Annotated in this window: 23 protein-coding genes; 4 read left to right on the top strand and 19 right to left on the bottom strand. The window is 44.7% G+C overall.

The window, feature by feature from the left end; genetic code table 11:
• Positions 1 to 9 precede the first annotated feature (9 nt).
• The 11 genes from AC0YN6_RS06730 to AC0YN6_RS06680 form a co-directional block, all read right to left on the bottom strand.
• On the bottom strand, positions 10 to 189 hold the full coding sequence (locus AC0YN6_RS06730; RefSeq protein WP_475745876.1) for a hypothetical protein: 180 nt from the start codon (positions 187 to 189) through the stop codon (positions 10 to 12).
• Positions 186 to 1,319, bottom strand: coding sequence for a glycosyltransferase (locus AC0YN6_RS06725; protein ID WP_475745875.1), 1,134 nt, complete (start codon positions 1,317 to 1,319; stop codon positions 186 to 188). Before AC0YN6_RS06725 ends, AC0YN6_RS06730 begins: the two co-directional genes overlap by 4 nt.
• A gap of 1 nt (position 1,320) precedes the next feature.
• Positions 1,321 to 2,490, bottom strand: coding sequence for a glycosyltransferase family 4 protein (locus tag AC0YN6_RS06720; RefSeq protein WP_475745874.1), 1,170 nt, complete (start codon positions 2,488 to 2,490; stop codon positions 1,321 to 1,323).
• Complete coding sequence (locus tag AC0YN6_RS06715) at positions 2,487 to 3,872, bottom strand: hypothetical protein (RefSeq protein WP_475745873.1); 1,386 nt, start codon at positions 3,870 to 3,872, stop codon at positions 2,487 to 2,489. Before AC0YN6_RS06715 ends, AC0YN6_RS06720 begins: the two co-directional genes overlap by 4 nt.
• A 21-nt stretch (positions 3,873 to 3,893) precedes the next feature.
• Positions 3,894 to 5,009, bottom strand: a complete 1,116-nt coding sequence (locus AC0YN6_RS06710) for a glycosyltransferase family 4 protein (protein ID WP_475745872.1) — start codon at positions 5,007 to 5,009, stop codon at positions 3,894 to 3,896.
• Positions 5,010 to 5,143: 134 nt separating this feature from the next.
• Positions 5,144 to 5,842 (bottom strand): sugar transferase, encoded by a 699-nt coding sequence (locus AC0YN6_RS06705; RefSeq protein WP_475745871.1) that lies wholly within the window; start codon positions 5,840 to 5,842, stop codon positions 5,144 to 5,146.
• Complete coding sequence (gene galU / locus AC0YN6_RS06700; RefSeq protein ID WP_475745870.1) at positions 5,839 to 6,747, bottom strand: UTP--glucose-1-phosphate uridylyltransferase GalU; 909 nt, start codon at positions 6,745 to 6,747, stop codon at positions 5,839 to 5,841. Before galU ends, AC0YN6_RS06705 begins: the two co-directional genes overlap by 4 nt.
• A 186-nt stretch (positions 6,748 to 6,933) precedes the next feature.
• Entirely contained in the window at positions 6,934 to 7,626 is a 693-nt protein-coding gene (locus AC0YN6_RS06695; protein ID WP_475745869.1) for a CpsD/CapB family tyrosine-protein kinase, read from the bottom strand.
• Positions 7,607 to 8,362 (bottom strand): YveK family protein, encoded by a 756-nt coding sequence (locus AC0YN6_RS06690; RefSeq protein WP_475745868.1) that lies wholly within the window; start codon positions 8,360 to 8,362, stop codon positions 7,607 to 7,609. The genes AC0YN6_RS06695 and AC0YN6_RS06690 overlap by 20 nt, the downstream gene beginning before the upstream one ends.
• 156 nt (positions 8,363 to 8,518) lie before the next feature.
• Positions 8,519 to 8,806 (bottom strand): hypothetical protein, encoded by a 288-nt coding sequence (locus AC0YN6_RS06685; protein WP_475745867.1) that lies wholly within the window; start codon positions 8,804 to 8,806, stop codon positions 8,519 to 8,521.
• An 842-nt stretch (positions 8,807 to 9,648) separates the two neighbouring features.
• On the bottom strand, positions 9,649 to 10,698 hold the full coding sequence (locus AC0YN6_RS06680) for a M42 family metallopeptidase (protein WP_475745866.1): 1,050 nt from the start codon (positions 10,696 to 10,698) through the stop codon (positions 9,649 to 9,651).
• A 204-nt stretch (positions 10,699 to 10,902) separates the two neighbouring features.
• Between AC0YN6_RS06680 and AC0YN6_RS06675 the strand changes: the two genes are divergently transcribed.
• Positions 10,903 to 11,481, top strand: coding sequence for a bifunctional transcriptional activator/DNA repair enzyme AdaA (locus tag AC0YN6_RS06675; protein WP_475745865.1), 579 nt, complete (start codon positions 10,903 to 10,905; stop codon positions 11,479 to 11,481).
• 13 nt (positions 11,482 to 11,494) lie between these two features.
• Positions 11,495 to 12,010: a methylated-DNA--[protein]-cysteine S-methyltransferase gene (locus AC0YN6_RS06670; protein ID WP_475745864.1), complete on the top strand. Its 516-nt coding sequence runs from the start codon at positions 11,495 to 11,497 to the stop codon at positions 12,008 to 12,010.
• A gap of 24 nt (positions 12,011 to 12,034) precedes the next feature.
• Here the strand turns inward: AC0YN6_RS06670 and AC0YN6_RS06665 are convergent, their stop codons facing one another.
• The 8 genes from AC0YN6_RS06665 to AC0YN6_RS06630 form a co-directional block, all read right to left on the bottom strand.
• Positions 12,035 to 12,730, bottom strand: a complete 696-nt coding sequence (locus tag AC0YN6_RS06665; RefSeq protein WP_475745863.1) for a DNA alkylation repair protein — start codon at positions 12,728 to 12,730, stop codon at positions 12,035 to 12,037.
• A gap of 40 nt (positions 12,731 to 12,770) precedes the next feature.
• On the bottom strand, positions 12,771 to 13,367 hold the full coding sequence (locus AC0YN6_RS06660) for a DNA-3-methyladenine glycosylase family protein (protein ID WP_475746287.1): 597 nt from the start codon (positions 13,365 to 13,367) through the stop codon (positions 12,771 to 12,773).
• A 148-nt stretch (positions 13,368 to 13,515) separates the two neighbouring features.
• Complete coding sequence (locus AC0YN6_RS06655; protein ID WP_475746286.1) at positions 13,516 to 13,884, bottom strand: DMT family transporter; 369 nt, start codon at positions 13,882 to 13,884, stop codon at positions 13,516 to 13,518.
• Complete coding sequence (locus AC0YN6_RS06650; protein WP_475745862.1) at positions 13,881 to 14,435, bottom strand: TetR/AcrR family transcriptional regulator; 555 nt, start codon at positions 14,433 to 14,435, stop codon at positions 13,881 to 13,883. Before AC0YN6_RS06650 ends, AC0YN6_RS06655 begins: the two co-directional genes overlap by 4 nt.
• Before the next feature lie 198 nt (positions 14,436 to 14,633).
• Positions 14,634 to 15,542, bottom strand: a complete 909-nt coding sequence (locus AC0YN6_RS06645) for a fumarylacetoacetate hydrolase family protein (protein ID WP_475745861.1) — start codon at positions 15,540 to 15,542, stop codon at positions 14,634 to 14,636.
• A 44-nt stretch (positions 15,543 to 15,586) separates the two neighbouring features.
• Complete coding sequence (locus AC0YN6_RS06640; protein WP_475745860.1) at positions 15,587 to 16,360, bottom strand: SDR family NAD(P)-dependent oxidoreductase; 774 nt, start codon at positions 16,358 to 16,360, stop codon at positions 15,587 to 15,589.
• A 66-nt stretch (positions 16,361 to 16,426) separates the two neighbouring features.
• Complete coding sequence (locus AC0YN6_RS06635; protein ID WP_475745859.1) at positions 16,427 to 17,587, bottom strand: UxaA family hydrolase; 1,161 nt, start codon at positions 17,585 to 17,587, stop codon at positions 16,427 to 16,429.
• Positions 17,584 to 17,907, bottom strand: coding sequence for a UxaA family hydrolase (locus tag AC0YN6_RS06630; protein WP_475745857.1), 324 nt, complete (start codon positions 17,905 to 17,907; stop codon positions 17,584 to 17,586). Before AC0YN6_RS06630 ends, AC0YN6_RS06635 begins: the two co-directional genes overlap by 4 nt.
• 203 nt (positions 17,908 to 18,110) lie before the next feature.
• On the opposite strand from AC0YN6_RS06630, the gene AC0YN6_RS06625 reads away from it, so the two are divergent.
• Positions 18,111 to 18,989: an AraC family transcriptional regulator gene (locus tag AC0YN6_RS06625; protein WP_475745855.1), complete on the top strand. Its 879-nt coding sequence runs from the start codon at positions 18,111 to 18,113 to the stop codon at positions 18,987 to 18,989.
• An 84-nt stretch (positions 18,990 to 19,073) separates the two neighbouring features.
• The gene (locus AC0YN6_RS06620) at positions 19,074 to 20,012 is read left to right on the top strand and encodes an NHL repeat-containing protein (protein ID WP_475745853.1); all 939 of its coding nucleotides are present in this window, start codon (positions 19,074 to 19,076) and stop codon (positions 20,010 to 20,012) included.
• Positions 20,013 to 20,047 lie beyond the last annotated feature (35 nt).

Genomic DNA, 20,047 nt, shown 5'->3' with positions numbered 1-20,047 from the left:
ACGCTCCCTTTAGTTATATCTACGAATCCATTCCTTCGTTACATGGAGCTCGCGAATAACTCTAGCGGGAGTACCTCCTGCAAGCACGTTGCTCGGAATGTCCCGCGTTACGACACTGCCTGCCGATTCGAATCGATTTGGTGCAGCCAGCAGCTTACTGAAGCTAATCCGACTATAGGTTGTACTCATCTTGCCATCTCACCCGCCGGTTCGGATTTCGTCGTTGGTGTGAGCAACTGGTAGTACGTGGACTCTACCTTCTTCGCGATTGTATTCATATTGAAATCATTCATTACACTCGTATAACCTTGGCTGGATAGCTGCTCATAATCGATCCTTTGATCATAAACACGCTGAATCGTCTGATACAGCTCCTCGACATCGCCATCCTTCACGATAAAGCCGCCATTCGTCTCATGAATGATCTCAGGCGCTCCGCCTGAATCCGCTACGATAACTGGCGTTTGTACGAGCATCGATTCAATAATGACTCGCCCAAACGGCTCGTTTAGCGAGAAATTAATCGTTAAATCACATTCCTTCATCACATCAAGCGGTTTTTTGCTATAGCCATAAAAGACAACATGGTGCTCCAAGCCATAAGACAGCACCTTCTCAATCATGTCATTGTAATAGTCATCCGACCCGTCTACAGAAGTATCACCTACAATGAGCAGCTTCCAATTTTGACGATTGCTATCAGCAAGCTTCTTTACCGCCTCGATCATAAGATGATACCTTTTCCATTCCACAATGCGGCCGAACGTTCCAATAACGAGCGTATCATCCTCCATAAAGGTCCGGCTTTTTTTCGTCAAAGCAAGCTCTGGATCAACACCGTTATAAATAATCGTTTTGTTACTGCCCTGAATTGAATTCGCTACAAAATGCGAAATACAAATAACTTGATCAAAGAAGCGCGGCAGCACTTGGTTGTACATACGCAAGTGACTGTAATCGCGGTGATGCCAGATCAGCTTGCATTTCGTTAAAAATTTCAGCGGAGCTGCATACCATGGTGCTCGCCAGCCATTAGCATGGACGATATCGATTCGATTTTTCCGCACAAATGACTGAATTTTAAGCACCGTTTCCATGTAGCCTAATCCTAATTTTTTCTTAATACTGCCCAGCTGCAGCGGAAAATGGACATATTCGGCTCTAATTTCATTTAAATACGTCGCGTCTCGAGGGCTTAATAAGAAAACCCGGAATTTTGATGGATCCAAATAATTGATCAGATGTATGAGGCTTTGCTCAGCGCCGCCTTTTTTATCGGCATGGGTTACAAACAAAATATTCGTCTTCATACGACTCATGCTACTGCACCTGCTTTACTGGATAACTGACATTTAAGGATTGAATATACGTGTTCAGCACTTCTTTATGGTTGTAATGCGTGTGCAAGAAGCTTTGTGATGAATCCAGCAGCGATTTGGCCTTTTGCGGATTATCGAATAGCTGTTTGATTTTATCGTAAAATTGCTTCGGTCGATCAGCGACTAGAATATGCTCATTATCGACAAGCCCTGTTCCCTCATAGCCGATGGAGGTCGAGATGACCGGCAAGCCATTCTGAATCGCTTCAATCGTCTTCAGCTTGACCCCCGCCCCGTTCTGCATCGGATTTACGAATACATAACCGCTTCGATAAATATCATCCAGACTCTTTGGCGTATCATGCACAATCACATTCGTTAGATTATAGCTGTCGAGCCAGCTGAGGCTCTGTTTTCTGCTATTGCCCGCGACGATGAACTTATAATCCGGCTCCTTCAGCATCAGCGGATGAATATGCTCCAAATACCACTGAATCGCTTCTCTGTTATTCGGCATAAACAAAGAGCCAATGAATACAACATGCTTGCTTTGAAAATCACTCGCCTCGAAGTTGACCTTCGTAACGGGGGGAGGCAGGAACAAGCTTTTGGCAGCAGGATTTTGCTTCTGAAAGCTATCAAACTCCTTGCTTGATATAAACAAGTATTTATTAACCTTCTCCAGCATTTTTTTCTGCAAAACCGTAAATTTACTGCTCTCCATATGGTAGTACATCTTATGAACGACGTTTTTGGTGCTTCTAGCAAGCGCCTTAAAATATACCGCTTCATCGTTATGAACCCTTAGAATGACCGTGTCATGCTTAATCTTCGGATTTTGCAAAACTGGATATACGTAATCGCCCTCAAGCAGCACATAATCATAATCCCCAGCAAGCTCAACGTTACTTAGCTCGCTCCGCGATTGCACCTGCATAGGTATGGCGTAGAGCAAATCAGCAAGCTTGCTTCTACGTTCACAAAGCGTAATGACTTTCACATAGTCGTACACCGTATCCATTTCTTCCTTGGATGGCATTTGTTTGCCGCATACGAGCAAGTGCACCTCCCAGCCCAGCTCTGCCAAAACCTTAATTCTGCCCCATGTGTCCACTCTTCCGCCATGGTCGGCGGGATAGGGGAAATCACTGCACACCACTAGCATTTTCATTTCGTTACCCCCGACCGTTTGAATTGTTTCATTTCGTTATTTCCTAGATAGTGACTTATAAAAGCAAACAGCAGCCACACCTCGTATTTGATCTCCAAGGAAACGAGGAGAGTTGAAAATAAAATAAAAACGAGAGCAAGAAATAAAATAGAGCTGGATTTCACTTTTACGATCAAGTTTTTGGCTAGCAAATAGAAAAACAAGACCGAGATTATACCGCCAAACATGACCCATTGGAAAAAACCCGATTTGACGCCCAGGTTTTTATCCGAGCCCGAATATTGCAACAGCTCCCCCGCATTAATTTGGCTGATGCCAAATGTATTGTAGTAGAAATGGGACATCATGCTGATTGAATCATTCACATATTTATCGAAATACATGAGATATGCACCTGTGCCAACCCCAAAAGGATTGTGAAACACCGTAATCAGCGAGATAATGATCGTTCCCATTCGCGTATAGGAAGATGTGTAGTTTTCAATATCATTACTGAACGAGCTGACCAAACCCCCGGCAAATTGAGTGATGAACATATACATGGCCAGAACGACTGCGAAGAGCAAAACAAAATTTTTCTTCTTTCGAAAATCCAAAAACTTGACCATCGTCACGACAAGCGTCAGCAAGCTGATGATCATAAACCCTTTCGAGCCCGTAATAAATAAGTAAAACAGAAAAAAACCTGAAGCATATACGATCGTTAATATTCTGCCTAGCCGACTTAAATACTTCGTTAAATAAACAAGGATAGATGCATATACCACAACAATAGAACCCGTCGTGCTGCTCTCTGAGGTCAGCATCCTCACTCTCCAATAGGGATTACTCCCTGCATGCAAAGACGTGAATGCATGAGGCATACTCATAAGCTCGACGATCATAATGAATGTAAGCAGCGTAACGACCGCAAGAAAGCAGCCATACAGCATTTTGAAGCTTTTTATTTTGGCAAAAACAAGCTGCATATGCCTGATATACAGCAGGATTAGCACGAAGTAGATCAGCACCTTTATGGCCTTGCCCAGCATGCTTTCTGATCCGAAGCTGTAGTTTCCTTGAAGAAATTGAATTAACAAATAGATAATGCTGATAAAGCTCAAATATAAAATAAAGCCTAATATATATTTCTGCAGCTTCGAGCCGTGCATCACCCGCTTATGCCTCGCCATCAGCCCAATCTCACAAAACATAAAAAACGGAAGCATTAAAATAATAGGCGTTCTGCCGATCTCTCCGATCATATTGACTAACGGGAAATCCTGATAGACGGTAAGCACCAGCAAAAGGCACAAATAAATCGCCAAAAAGAACTGTTCCTTTTCCGCTTTTTGGGCTAATTTAGCTTTGGTTATTAAGTTATTTTGCAAGCTTAGACTCATCCTTTGTTCATCCCCGTAAATCTAGACATATTTTTTGACAGCGGCGGAATACGATTTGGTTTTTCTTAACATGGTTTCTTCGTATAGCCGCTCAATGTGGGTATTCATTTTGTCTGAATGGAATTTCTCTTGGAAAATGTCCCAGCCCGCTTGTCCCAGCTCTTTCAATTTCTTCTTATCAAGTTCATCAATGATGTGCGCTAGCTCTTGTTTATCGTTAAAGTCAAAAACATATCCGTTAACGCCATCCCTAATAATTTCAGGAAGCGCACCCCGATTGCTTGCTATAACTGGCTTCTTATTCCGCAGAGCTTCAATGGCGACAATGCCAAATCCCTCCCAGCGTGATGGAATAATTACCGCATCACAGGATTGCATATAGCGGTCAATCTGAGAATTATCCACCCAGCCAATCTTAATCGTGTTCTCAGGGAAGCTATATTCCACATCCTTCAGCACCGTATCGCCGACCAAATATAGACGAACATTCTTGAACTGATACTCATTGAATACTTCAAGCAGCAGGTCAAAACCCTTCTGCCGATCGAAACGCCCTACATAAAGTAAATGAATCATATCAGGATCCGTCTCGAAAGGAGGCTTGCTCAAGGCTGCTGTATCCGAAACGCCGTTATAAACGACCCCAGACTTGCCGGTAGGCAATCCGTAATGTTTCGCCATCTCAAATTCATGTTTGGATATATTGATAATAAAGTCGGTTCTAGATGCCAGCACTTTCTCCACCAGGGCAAAAACACGCTGCTTCCACGGCTTCGTATCCATCAGAAACGCCCAGCCATGCGAGTTATAAATGATGACCGGTCGATTGCTTCGGAAAAAAAATAACGTTCGCAGGAAAACACCCGCGAACGTTCCATGCACATGTATAATATCTGGATTTAAATCTTTTACTTTGCGATGAATGGCTTTCATCGCTTGAATGAAATAAGCCGGCTTTCTCTTGTAAGGGTACAGGCACAACCGATCTCGGCTAATTTGAAGCGTATCAGGGCTGGAATTCTGCTCAGAAGCCATAAGATAAATATCGTGCCTGCTCGCTTGGTAGCTCAGCACCTCGTTCAAGTGTGTTTCGATGCCGCCCTTAGTAAACTCTGAAATATGCAGGATTCTTGCCACTATCTTCAACTCCTTAAGTTTTGCGAAGCAAAACTGACTTCGTAAGCATAAGCTTGGTTTTGCGTAGCAAAACTGACTTCGTAAGCATAAGCTTGGTTTTGCGTAGCAAAACTGACTTCGTAAGCATAAGCTTCCTAATATGCATCTTGGGGGACGAACATCATCTTCACTGTTCTCAGCATGATTTTGATATCGTACCAAATGCATCTCTTCTCGATATAAGCGAGGTCAAGCTCGACCATCTGCTTGAAGCAGAGACTGTTTCTGCCGCTAACCTGCCATAACCCCGTGCAGCCTGGCGTTACAGACAAGCGCTGCTTGTCGTACTCTGTATATTCTGCGACTTCCCTTGAAAGCGGCGGTCTTGGACCAACCAGGGACATTTCACCTCGAAGTACGTTCAGCAGCTGAGGCAGCTCATCGATACTCGTTTTGCGAATCAGCTTTCCGATTTTCGTAATGCGAGGATCATCCTTCATTTTGAACATAGCGCCGCTGATCTCGTTCTTATCCAAGAGTTCCTTCAGCTTGTCTTCGGCACCTGTCAGCATCGAGCGAAATTTGAACATACGAAACGGCTTCTCATCCTTGCCGATCCTCGTTTGATAGAAGAAGACAGAACCTTTAGGATCCTCCCATTTAATAAGGATAGCGATGATGATAAACAGAGGGCTTAACAGCATTAAACCTACTAGCGAACCAACAATGTCAAGCGTACGTTTGAGAATCGAGTATACACTTACCCCTTGCTCAGCCTTACGTCTTGAGATCGCATTCGAAGAGTAATCAGAAACACCGATTACCGCTTCATCCTGATAGGGTGGAGGTGTCATCTTCTTTCACCCCTCCCAGCTATTAATCGCTTGCTAAGCTCCCGCTCCATTAATTCCTCAAGTTCAGTCATAAGCTGATACTTAATTTCATTATTTCTTAATGCAAAATCAAGCGTCGTCATAATGAAGCCTAGCTTCTCCCCGACATCATAACGAATGCCTTTGAAATCAAACGCATAAACACCTTGTTCAACGTTCAGCTTCTGAATCGCATCGGTAAGCTGAATTTCGCCTCCAGCTCCGCGCTCATGCCTGCCTAAAAACTCGAAAATATCAGGAGTGAGTACATAACGTCCCATTATTGCTAGATTAGATGGCGCTTGTCCTTGCGGCGGCTTCTCTACAAATCGATTGACTTCATAAAGATTATCTAACTGCTTACCTGGATCAACGATGCCATATCGATGTGTCTGATCAACGCCTACGGTCTGAACACCAATAACCGAACGGCCAGTTCTCTCATATTGCTCAATCAGCTGCCTTGTGCAAGGAACCTCTGCTTCCACGATATCATCGCCAAGCAGAACGGCAAACGGCTCGTTTCCGATAAAATTGCGCGCGCACCAAACGGCATGACCTAGCCCTTTTGCTTCTTTTTGTCTTATGTAATGAAGATTCACATTTGATGATTTTCTTACCTTTTCCAATATGTCGAACTTACCTTTTTCTTCTAATGTATGTTCAAGCTCGAATGCGATATCGAAGTGATCCTCGATCGCTCGTTTTCCTTTACCAGTTACAACAATGATGTCCTCAACACCAGATTCGATCGCTTCCTCAACAATGTACTGAATAGTTGGCTTATCGACGATCGGAAGCATCTCTTTAGGCATCGCTTTTGTTGCCGGTAAAAAACGGGTACCTAGTCCGGCGGCCGGGATAATGGCTTTTCTCACTTTTTTCATTTGATTTCACCCTATCCTATTATTTTTTTATGTTAACTAGGGCATCTAACCCTTCCTCACGTCACACCCTTGACGATTAACGTCTAAGGTCGGCTGACCCACAGCATGACCGAGTGCCTCCGGTGATAGAGGTGCAGGAGACATTACCTATCTATTCTTTGCTTCTAGCCACGAGCGGAATAATGCTTATGCGTCCGTTTTTTCTCCGTAGTAGTAAGAGTAGATATCTGAATGATTTCGATTAATTCTGTTAAGCACAACTCCGATAAGCCTAGCCTTCACATGCTCAAGCTGAGCCTTCGCTTTAAGTGCTACATCCTTTTTCACTTTTCCCGAGTCGATAACGAGAACGACGCCGTCACTTTGTGTTGCTACGATCTGAGCGTCTGTCACAGACATAATAGGCGGTGTGTCAACGACGATCACATCGTACTTTTCTCTAGCCTTCTTCAGCAGCTGCGCCATTTGCTCGGATGAGAGCAGCTCTGAAGGATTGGGAGGCGTTGGCCCCGCCTGAATAATGGACAGGTTCTCCGTATTCGTAAACTGGATAATGTCCTCCAGCTCTAGCTGGTTCAATAAAGCTGTCGTTAAACCGCTTCGGTTAGACTTTCCAAAAATATGATGCTGTGAAGGTTTGCGAAGATCAGCGTCGATTAGCAGCACCCTCTTGTTTGCTTGCGCAAAGGCGACAGCCATATTGGCGCAGGTTGTGCTCTTGCCCTCGCTTGGCTTAGAAGAGGTGACCATAATAATTTGCAGCTTTTGATTAATCGTCGAGAACTCAATGTTTGTCCGCAGCATACGATAACCTTCAGATATAGGTGATTTAGGGTTAAGCTCTGTAATGAGGTTCCATTTAGGAATCAAGCGAGACATTGTGTTCCCTCCCTGCCTTCGTCGTTAACGGTGCGCCGTTGCTCCGATCCGTCACATCTCTCTCTTCAAAAATAGGAATTGAAGTTAATACCGGAACCTCAAGTAATGCCTCTATGTCCTCCTCGGTCTTAATCGTGTCATCCAAGTAATCAAGCAGGAAGGAAATCCCTACTCCCACCATCAAGGCCAGCATGAACGTGACCGCAATATTCATTTTCGGATTCGGTGCCACCGGCCCGTGATTCTCATGTGGATCTGCTTGGTCCAAGACCGAGACATTATCTACCTTCATCAGCTCGGGAACCGATTTCTGGAAGACGATAGCAACCGCATTCGCAATTTTAGCTGCTTGCTCGTAGGAGTCATCCCTAACCGATATGGACATGACCTGCGTTTCATTCACCGAGCTTACGCTTACCTTGCCAATTAGTTCGTTATAGGTGACCCCAAGCGTCGGGTATTGTTTAACGACCCTTTTCATCATTCGCGGTGTTCTCAAAATTTCTTTATAGGTTTTGATAAGTCCGATTGTGGAGTTAATCGATCCAACGTCTATGCTTGGAATAAGCGAGCTAGCGTCCTTATATTGGTTAACTATTAATTTAGCGGATGCCTCATACTGCGGTTTGATAAAGTAGCTGGAGTAAATGCCCATGGTTAGACAGCTTACTGAAATAAGTAGAGCTATCATCAGTAACCTTCTTTTGACGATGATCCAATACTGTTTTAATTCCAAATCATTTCCTCCATTACAATTGATTCATCCGTCTTCGTTCATTACGGAAGTTGTTCTTAATGAATATTAAAATTCTCTCATTATTCAAAACGCGAACTTTTGGGCATCATTTGTTTACAGGAATTGTTTCAGCTATTCCTGCTTATAAGGATATAATTATGTTCTAGGGTTGTTTATAAATTCATCTACGGTTCCGCCATTCATCACATGCTCCATCATATCCGCTGAGCAGGCTTGCAGTCCGATCCTTCCCAGCAAATGCGATACCAGCTCCGCCATGTCTATCGGTTCATTAGGAATACGGCAGCCGGTCGCAGCAAGGAGCTCAGGCAAAGTTCTCGTTTCCGTGTATCCGTCTTTCTGTAATAGAGAAGGATCCTCGGATAACCTTTTCAAAAATTGCTTCAGCTTCTTTCGCTTCTGCTCCTGATTTGAAACCTTCATCTTTGAAACCTCCATTCATAAGCACGCTCATACATTTTGAGTTTTGGAATGCTTCTTGTCTCTCGCTGCACTCTAGTATGACACAGTTGAGAACAATTCTTGAGGGAATAAAGACATGGTGGCACTTAGACATTCATGCTCATTTTCTTCGCTGTTTTTATAAGTACGGGCTCCTAGTTGATGTAAATAGTTGGAAATAACACGCCATCCTTTTTAGGGTGAACTTGATAATTCTAATTATTGAAAGCGTTTTATTAATTTTCGAATTAGGACCCTCTTTTAGTTCGTATATGATCACCTATTTTTTTCCTTAATGCCGTGTAATATAAAGGTTTTTCTCTTTTTCCCACATTTCTCCACGTCACAATTCCAATAAAAAAAACTACTATTTTAACGATAAAACAAGGGACTATTGACCAGCATCCTACCTAAGCAGGAGTACAGCACCATTCGACATATTTTGCATCTCTCTTTTTTGTATGCTTTTTACCACCTAAAGCCGTTATATTTACATTAAGTAAACAATAAAAAGATGATTTTACTCAAAAAAGAGGGCTCTTGAAGCCAAAAAAGCGGACATTCAAAGGTTTTATACTTAGTGTTCGTACTCTTCCGTGTTCTATCCTTTGCATCCTATCAGGACTATCGAGCATTAATCGGGATAAATATAAAGCTTCGAAAGCACTGAAACAGACCCACAAATACTATCGTTTTGTTCCAAAATATCTATATAGCGTTAATCTACTAACGTCCTATTCCCCGATGAATTTGACGAAAGAGGACAGCAAAAAAAACGAAGAGCACCGACAGCGCGGTACTCTTCGTTCCTTCTATATGACTTCTTATTCCATTACATAAGCAAGGAGCAATGCCGCTGTGTTAACTATTGCATCCGCATGCGTTCGCTCCATACCATGGGAAGCATGCACCCCTGGTCCGATTAAAGCCGCCCGGATATTGCTTCCTCCGCGCAGTGCAGCCGATGCATCGGAGCCATAATGCGGGTAAATATCGACCGCATACGCCAGCTTCTCGCGTTTGGCCAGTTCAATTAACCGCGTAGTCATATTGTAATCATAAGGCCCCGTTGAATCCTTCGCACAAATAGAAACATCCTGCTCTGTAGCGGAAAGATCATCGCCAAGCGCCCCCATATCCACCGCTATCATCTCTGTAATATCAGCCGGGATGTGCGAGCTTCCGTGTCCAACCTCTTCGTAAGTCGAGAAGATGAGCTTCAATGTATGTACGGGCGTATTTCCTTCACGCTTGAACCACTCGATCAGACCAAGCAGCGCAGCTACGCTCGCTTTATCGTCCAAATGCCGCGATTTCACCCAGCCATTCGGGAACATACGCACCCTTGGGTCCCACGATATAATATCACCAACGGAAATGCCAAGCCCCTCCGTCTCCGCTTTTGTTTTCACAAGCTCATCAATGCGAATTTCCATATTCGCTTCTTCACGCTTCCATTCACGAGCATCGGAGTAAACATGCACAGACGCTTTTGTAGACAAAACCGTTCCCTCATATTTACGGCCGTCGCGTGTATGAATGAGGCAATATTCACCTTCCACGGTTTGCATATTATAACCCCCGATGGGCGTAAAACGAACCGTACCATCTGACTTAATCGAACGAACCATCGCTCCAAGCGTATCTAGATGTGCCGTTATGCCGATCACCTTCTCGGAATTAACGCCTGGAATCGTAACCATACCATTCCCTTTCGGCGTTATCTCTAGCGAACAGCCAAGTCTCCCAACTTCTGTATCCAAATACTTCACAATGTCCATGCAGTATCCGCTAGGACTTGGTATGTTAAGCAAAGCCTCAAGCTGGCTCAATATATATTCTCGATTTAGTTGTTTCGAAAGCGGTAATGTCATTGTTTTGTTCTCCTTTTATATGAGGATCGCCGGTTAGACTCAGCATATATTCCTTTTATCCTCCCATTTTACGCGATTGCACCGCAGGATCAAAGTTTTGCTTTTGCAGGGTTGCTCCTCTTCGACTTCGTTATCTTGCTTTTACATTCTCAAATACGTACATACGTTCATTTTCGAGGTTATACTAGTTATGAGGTGAGCTAAGTGGCGAAACAAATTACGCAGTCGGAAATATTGACGGATGCACGGTGGCAAGCCGTCCTGAGCAATGACGCTTCCTATGACGGAACATTTTTTTACGCGGTAAAGACTACGGGTATTTTTTGCCGGCCATCCTGCAAATCCAAACCGCCAAATAAAGAGAATATCAACATTTACCGCACGGCTGAACAAGCTTTGTCTGCTCATTTTCGCCCGTGCAAGCGGTGTAAACCTACTGGACAACGATTACCTGATGAGGAGTGGATCGCTTTAGCTGCTTCATTCATCGATCGTCAATATATGAACAATTTAACTTTGCAAATCATTGCAGATAGCTGTCACGGCAGTCCCTATCATTTGCATCGGACATTCAAGAAAATCAAACAGATGACACCTGTTGAATATATGCAGCTTCAACGAATCCTTAAGGCTAAGGAGCTGCTTCTTTCATCGGATATGGCCATTTCGACGGTCGGTTCAAATGTCGGCTTGCACAACACACCTTATTTTATTACCCTTTTCAAAAAGAAGACCGGCCACACGCCAGCAAACTATCGACAATTACATCAAATAACGAAGTAGGAGGCAAGCCAAAATGACCAGCAGCAATAAACCTCTAATCTATTGGACATTGTTCACGCACGAGGCTTGGAGCATACACGTTGCAGCCACAACGAAGGGGCTTTGTTTTATTGGCTCTCAGAACCAAACGATAGATGAGCTTATACGATGGGCAAACTCACGGTTCCCTGGCAGCACTTTGCTTAGAAGCAATGAACTGCTCCAGCCTTACACGGCTGAATTGAAGCAGTATTTCCAAGGTACACGGACACACTTTAACGTTCCCTTCGATTATCACGGTACCACCTTTCAACTAGACGTATGGCAAGCGCTTTGCGAGATTCCTTATGGTGAAACGAAGTCCTATTCCGATATTGCTCATCAAATTCAACGGCCTGCGGCGGTTCGTGCAGTTGGCTCGGCAATAGGCGCAAATCCCATTTTAATTACAGTTCCCTGCCATCGCGTGATCGGGAAAAACGGCGCTCTAACAGGCTATCGCGGCGGTATCGAAATGAAAACGAATCTGCTTCAGTTGGAAAAAAGCTAGCATGAGCACACAATAACTATACAATTAACCACTCTTTCGTTTCATACCGCGAATCATGTTTTTTGTCTCCTGATCAACGCGGTATGATTCGGTTATTTTTTGCAAAGCTTTGTTGTACGTAAAGTCATCTAAGGATTGACCGCCGCTCTCCAAATATTTCATCGTAGGCTCTGGCAGCTTTATATAAGCAATCGATAATGCCCATGCTACAGCCATTTTGACATAATAGCTCTCTCGCTCGGTCTCCCCTAGCAGTTGCAAAACACGTTCAATGTATTGTTCTTCGATATAAAAATCCAGCAGCATCACCACGCCAAAGCGTATTTCATACTCCTGATGTGAAGACAAATATGGCTGTATAAAATCCCATACAACCTCCTTATTCGTCTTCGTAAATTTCAATCCAATACAAAAGCTATCGCATACCGACCAATTATTTATTTTCGGAACAAATGCTGCGACATAGCTCAGCATCTCTACGATATCCGCTTTCGCGTAACCGATCACCATACCTTGCAGCATGACCTCCTCAAAATATTCGCTTTCCGCAGACGCAAGATAATTACGCCAGTCGTCCTTTGCTATCGCTTGGGCCAGCTTGCGCAGCTTCGGCAGTCGAACCCCTAGTACATTACTAATCGTAGGGATCAGCGCAGCTGAGAACTTCTGATAATCCACCTCCGCCCATTCCAGCAGCTGTTCCTTGACTGTCTTCTCCATCCGTTCACTCCTTTTTCATTTATTCCATAGACAGCGTCCACTAATAGATTGAAGCCACCGATCCGTGCGGCGAATAGCGAAGCCGATATTGCTCGAATTGTTCATGGGTTAGCGCCTCAAGATTATATAATTTCATCATCCCGCGTCGAATAGCGATATCGCCCCAGCTGACAACATCAGGACGCTCCAACGCATGAATAAGCAGCATTTCAGCCGTCCACTTGCCGACTCCCTTTAGAGCGATCAGCCTCTTAATGACCTCTGCATCCGATAAGCTGCTCAGTTCTTCCAACTGGAACTCGCCTTGTGTAATCGACTCAGCAATACTTCTTATACATACAGCTTTCTTCATCGTCATCCCGCAGCCTTGAATCTGATCGGCAGTATGCTTCGCCACATTTGATGGGGAGATTTCTCCCAGCTTCTCCTGCATTCTTTCCCAAATGGTATGAGCTGCCTTAGCAGAAATAAGCTGGCCTACGATCGCATAAACGAGTGCAGCGAACAAATCCGGCATGATGACGCGATCTAATTTTCCGAGCCGAATCATCGCAGATCCGAGCATTTCATCTACGCTTTTCAAATAATCGATTTCTGCTTGCCCATAGTCAAACAGCTTGGTATATACGGTTGGCAGAAGGCTCGCCTCCTTTAGTATTTCCGTACTCTAACTATACCCTACTAAGCTCTGTACTTTCAGTTATTAGAATATAATAGCAATATAACGAAATAGGCTCGCTACAAAAAAAGCAGCAAACCCTATTTTAAGGATTTGCTGGTCTGTCTTAAGCAGATATTTGGGTTTCTGATGAAGAAGCTGACTCGTTACTGTGACCAGGCCCCAGTAAATTCAACACGATAACGCCTAATAAAATAAGAGAAATGCCGACAATACTCCATCCATTCAATTTCTCTTTCCAAATGAGCACCGATATAACAACAGTCGCAACGCCGCCCAGACCAGACCAAATGGCATAAGCCGTGTTTAACGGAATCGTCTTCAGCGTCAACGATAGGAAATAGAAGGAACACACCAAGCTGATCACTGTAATGATCGTAGGCAATATCCGTGTGAACCCTTGAGATGCTTTCAGCATCGAGGTGCCTATCAACTCAAATACAATAGAAAACATTAAAAATAAATAACCCATTATACAGTCCTCTCCTCGGTCCATCTGATCAATTGTTGAAGAATTTGAGTTTTCAGCTGTTCATCTATCGGAGGCAATCCGAATATTTCAGAGAACCATAGCCCATCAGCCGCAAGCTTCGCTATTGTTGCATGAACGGGATCTATTCCATCGTTCTCTATTTTTTTTTGCCAATCAGCAAATTGCGTTTGAGTTCTCAGCAATAAATCAGGGTTAGCAAATAGCGCCGCTGAGAAAACAGCACCTACTTCTAATCCGCCTTCATCATATTCAAATGTCGACTTTACGTAGGATCTCACCCACTTGCCATGTGTATCGCCTTCGCTTTGCACTCTTTGCTCAATATCTTCCTCATACTCTTGCATTAGCTCATTCACTAAACCTTCAACCAGCGACTCTTTATTCGGAAAATAATGCAATAACCCTCCCTTGCTCACTCCCGCTTCCTTGGAAACCGCTTCAAGCGTTAATTTCGTCATTCCTTGTTTCAGAACAATGTTGGAGGCTGCTATTAATAAACGTTTACGCGTAGACACTTTATCATCTTTATCCATTACCGATTACCCTCTCTTTCGAAAAAACCGTCTGGACGGTATGCTTTTGCTTGCTGAAAGTATTATAGCGTTCGTTGTAACTTTTTTCAACCTGATATTTCACTCCTGTTATTAGCCATATTGATAGCTGCAAACACAAAAAAACGCTTGGACTCCCAAGCGTTTCTTTGTTAATTATAGGTTTGTTGCGATTTGTTGTTAAATGACTTCCTCTACTAACCGATTCGTTAGCGAACCAAGCTTCTCAATTTCAATCGTAACTGTATCTCCAGCCTTCAGCCATACCCGCTTCTCCTCTGGATAACCTAGCACGACGCCCTCTGGCGTTCCGGTGAGAATAATATCACCAGGCGACAATGTCATATGCTGTGAAACATAGCTGACGATTTCATCACAACGGAAAACCATATCCGATGTATTCGACTGCTGACGCACTTCACCGTTAACGGTACAGCCGATCGATAGATTGTTAGGATCTTCAATTTCATCCGCAGTAACCAGGTACGGTCCGAGCGGACTGAACTTGTCCAGCGACTTGCCAAGCAGCCACTGCGCCGTGCGCATCTGCAGGTCTCTTGCGGACAAGTCGTTGACGCAGCAATAACCGAATACGTGCTCCAGCGCTTGCTCCTTCTCAACGTACTTTGTTTTTTTGCCAATAACGATAACTAGTTCAGCTTCATAGTCCACTTGGCTTGTCACTTTAGATGGAAGTGGAATGTCCTCACCATGTGCGGCTACCGTATTATCGAATTTGTTGAACAAAATCGGATACGCCGGAATCGGTGCATTCGTCTCCTCCGCATGCTTGCGGTAATTCAGTCCGACGCAAATGATTTTGCGCGGGGCGGTTACGCATGGACCGAATGTAATCTCTTCTTCATGATAGAGCGCAGCAGCAAACTTTTCTGGCGCAGCGGCAGCTTCCTGAACGAACTTAGTTAAAGACAATAGCACATCTGATCCACCCTCTATAACTTCCATAACCTCTGTCGGAATGTTGGGGTCATTGCTAATTTTCAGCGCCTCTACGATGTCGAGTACGCCCGTATCTAGCTTAACGCCTAAATGAGCGCCAGCTTCTGTTTGAATCATAAGTAATTTCATTTCTACCATCCTCTCGTATTTGAGTTTACTATTCTACTGCTGAGTTAGGCGTTCTTCCCGAATACGACGCCTCCATCAATATAAAGCGGTGAGCCCATCATGAAGCTAGACTCGTCAGATGCAAGGAATAGCGCAGCCTTCGCTACATCTTCCGGACGCCCGAGTTCATTGCTGAGCTGCCGTGTTTTGAGTGACGCAATCGCAGCCTCGGAGTCTTCGTAAGAGGTGCGGAGATAGTTCTCAACGAACGGCGTCATAATGGTTCCTGGCAGAATTGCATTCACCCTAATATTGTAAGGGGCATAATCGACTTGCATCGATTTGGTAAGCGCAAGCACTGCTCCCTTGGTGGCTGCGTAAGAAGCGCGCTTCGCGAGTCCCATCTCTGCAATGCAGGAGGACATGTTAATAATCGATCCGCATGCCCGTTCCATCATATGCGGCAATACATATTTAGAAGGCAAGTAAACTCCGCGGATATTGACCCGCATGACGCGATCCCAATCATCTGGCTCAACCTCATGAAGCGCACCTACTCCGCTGATGCCCGCATTATTGAATAACACATCGATACGGCTATGTACCGCAATTATCTCGCTCACCATGGCGCGGACAGAATCCGGATTAGTAACGTCCGCATGTACAAACGAAGCTCGTCCGCCTTGTGAATTAATTTCCTCCACCGTTTCCTTGCCTTTGTCCACATCCAGATCATTAACAACAACGATCGCGCCTTCACTTGCGAACAATAGTGCCGAGCTTTTGCCGATACCCGAACCTGAACCTGTAATGAGGACAACCTTATCCGCCAATCTCATGGCCTAACATCCCTTCTCCGTTTGGATTCATGATCCAAAGCTGTCGTATGTACAACCAAGCCTTTACTAAAGGCTTGGTCCGATGCGGTTAATACTAAATTCTTGATGACCGAGCGTTTCCGCTTTTGTCCATTTTCCATCCGCTACATCGATGATGTCTTGCCAAATCCGTTCACCAGCAGCTTCCAAGCTCAACGTCCCATCGAGCATACCGCTAACATCAACATCCATATTGTCTTCCATCCGCTCGTACATCCGTTTGTTGCCTGTAATTTTGATGACTGGAACGACAGCTGCACCCGTTGGCGTACCTCTGCCCGTCGTAAAGCAAACGATATGAACGCCTCCGGCTGCCATACCCGATACACATTCAATATCGTTGCCGGGTGAATCCATGAAGTATAGCCCGCCCTCAGGTATCCGTTCCGCGTATTCGATGACGCCTTTAATAGGCGCTTTCCCACATTTACTAATGCAGCCTAGCGACTTCTCTTCAATAGTAGAGAGTCCGCCTTCGATATTGCCGGGACTTGGATTACCGCCCCGCATGTCAGCGCCCATCCTCTCTACTTCTCTTTCGAACCGGCCGACAATATGATAGAGCATCTCCGCTGTGTCCGGTGTAGCGCAGCGCTGTGCCAGCACATGCTCGGCGCCGATGATCTCTGTTGTCTCACCGATGACAACCGTTCCGCCCGCCGCAATTAATGCATCCGCAGCTTCACCGAGCGCCGGGTTCGACGACAAGCCGGATGTCGCATCGGAGCCGCCGCATTTCACAGCAACCTTCAGTTTAGAGAAAGGAACGGGTACTTTAGGCTCACGCTCAAGCTTCGCCATCATTTGTTTTGCTATATCAGTTCCATGCTGAATCGCCTTCACCGAGCCGCCAACCGCTTGAATATCAATCACTTCCACAGGTTTGCCGGTCTTCCTAATATCGTCTGCAAGCGCGTAAGGATCGACTACCTCGCAGCCTAGACTGACAACGATAACCCCGCCTACATTTGGATTTTTACCCGTCCCGGAAAGCACCTCGAAAGTACGCTCCTTGTCCGCTCCGATTTGGCTGCAACCATGCTGATGCGGAATCGATACAGTACCAGGCACCAGCTGCATGATCCGGTTGCAAACCTGATTGGAGCAAATAACGGTTGGAATGATGAGCAAATGATTGCGAATACCAATATCTCCATTCGGTCTTTCATACCCCATAAATGTGCTCATGCGCTCACCTCTCCAGCCTTATCGCCTCTGCCGCGTATTCCTTCAATATTATGAACATGAACATGCTGACCAACTTGAATTGCCATACTTGCACGTCCGATGGTTTCCCCATATTTCCGTACTTCCTGTCCTTCGACAAGCACCTTAACTGCCAGCTTATGGCCGAACGGGATGGGGTCAAGTGCTGTTACTTCATGAAAACCATGACCATCTCTGTATCGGACTGTTTCCTCTGGCTTTATATCGCGCAGCGCCATTACAACATGATCTCGGTCATCCATAATTAATGCGTCAACGCCATCTGTAATTTGTTGGGTCATCCAGCATACCTCCTCATCCTCTTCGTTGATGATTAATTGCCTCACTACCAATACCATTAACCTTCATAATAATCGAGCATTTAAGCTACGAAAATAGCGTGAATACGCTTATTAGTACCCTATTTTGACTATTAATCGAGGAGCAATTACACTAGTAGCAAACAAGATATTTTTCAGCATCCCAACGAGGGAGGTCCAGCTATATGAAGCCCATTCGCAAACAATTCGATGCTGCTGCTTCTTTCCCATTTGAATTTGCTTACCGTGTGGTCAAAGATTCTCATAATGAGCTGCCTAATCACTTGCATGATTGGCATGAAATCGTATATGTCCATTCGGGAAAAGGCGTTTTTTTTATTGATGGGTTATTCTATACAATAGAGCCCGGTCATCTGTTCTTGTTGCCTGGTAATACCGTACATCGCGCATTGCCGGATGAAGAAGCACCTTTGACGGTGAGCGCCATTTATTTCCATGGACGTGTTGTACAATGGGACTCGCTTGGCGATAACTTTTCATTCCTGCAATGCTTCGAACAGGCAAAAAAACGCAAGAGCCATAAACTACTAATGGACACTATGGACCAGAACCCTATTGAGACGACGCTCATTCATATCGACAATGAGCTATCCCTTGAAAGACCGGGGCGCCGACACGGTGCCGTGCTTCACCTGCTTCAACTGCTGCTTCTGCTGAATCGGCAAATACCCGCGCCAGCGGAGGAACGGAAACATAATGGAGCTCCGGAGTGGATGAGGTTAACGCTGCGAACCATCGACGAGCACCCATTTGGGGACGTTAGCTTAGCTACGCTAACTGCCAAAGCAGCAGTGAATCCGTCTCATTTCACACGTGTCTTCAAGCTTCTTACGGGAATGACGCTAACCGAATATGTGACAGCCAAACGAATCAGTCATGCAAAGGAGCTTCTACTTTCGTCGGATGCCCCTGTCCACGCGATAGCCAATGAGTGCGGGTTCGAGAGTCTGCCGCATTTTCACCGCACCTTCAAAAAACTAACAGGAACAACACCCTCAGGCTACAAACGAAGCTGCCTCGCACCAGACATACATTACAGCTAAATTATTTAAGAACTATTGCAAGCTGGACTGATTAACGATAAATTAGAACAATGAACAAAAAATTAATTTTAAAGGGAGAGTCCTATGTCTATCACTCGTCTAGAACAATCAGGCAACAGTTCACATAACTATACCGTCGTCAATGATTTCCTGAAGCTGCCCGATCACATTCAATTTGGTTACACACATGGTATTGAAGTAGATCAAAATGATAACGTATACGTATTTCACACAGGCAAACCGTCTATTATGAAATTTGATGCGAATGGGCAATTCCTTACTGCTTTCGGAGATGAGTTCGAGGGCGGCGCACACGGATTTTATTTGCATCAAGAAGCAGCGGAAGCCTTTCTTTACGTGACAGATAATGTTAGAGGAATCATGGTAAAAATGACCACTGAAGGCCAGCATCTGTTGACTATTGAGACTCCCAATTTGCCTCATATTTATAATGAGCAAAACAAATTTTCTCCTACCGATGTTGCCGTATCGCCTAATGGGGACATTTACATCGCTGATGGGTACGGACAACCATGGATTCATCAATTTACAGCTGCTGGAGAACTTATTCGTTCATGGGGCGGATTCGGGGCAGAGCCGGGGCAATTAAACTGCCCTCACGGTATTTCTGTTGATTTACGCAGCGGAGAACCTGAAATTTACGTGGCGGATCGCGGAAACCATCGTATTCAGGTTTTCACACTAGATGGTCAATTGAAACGAATCCTTGTCGATGATATGGATATGCCTTGCAGCTTTTATTTCTTTAAGGATGAAATGTACGTCCCTGACTTGAACAGCCGTGTTACGATCTATGATCGCAATGATCGACTCGTAGCTCATTTAGGAGAAGATCAGCAGGCTTATAAGCAACAAGGTTGGCCTAATCTTCCAAAAGCTTATTACCGCGCCAACAAATTCAGCTCTCCTCACGGAGTATGTGTAAACAGTGAAGGAAGCGTATACGTTGCCGAGTGGATTCATGATGGCCGCATTACGAAATTAGTTCGCAGCGCTACTTAGTCGACTTTATTTGAAATCATGAAAGCCAAAAGAGC

It is taken from the genome of Paenibacillus sp. J22P15 (assembly GCF_056269345.1).
The sequence above is the reverse complement of the archived record's forward strand: the minus strand, read 5'-3'. Positions and strand labels throughout refer to the sequence as shown.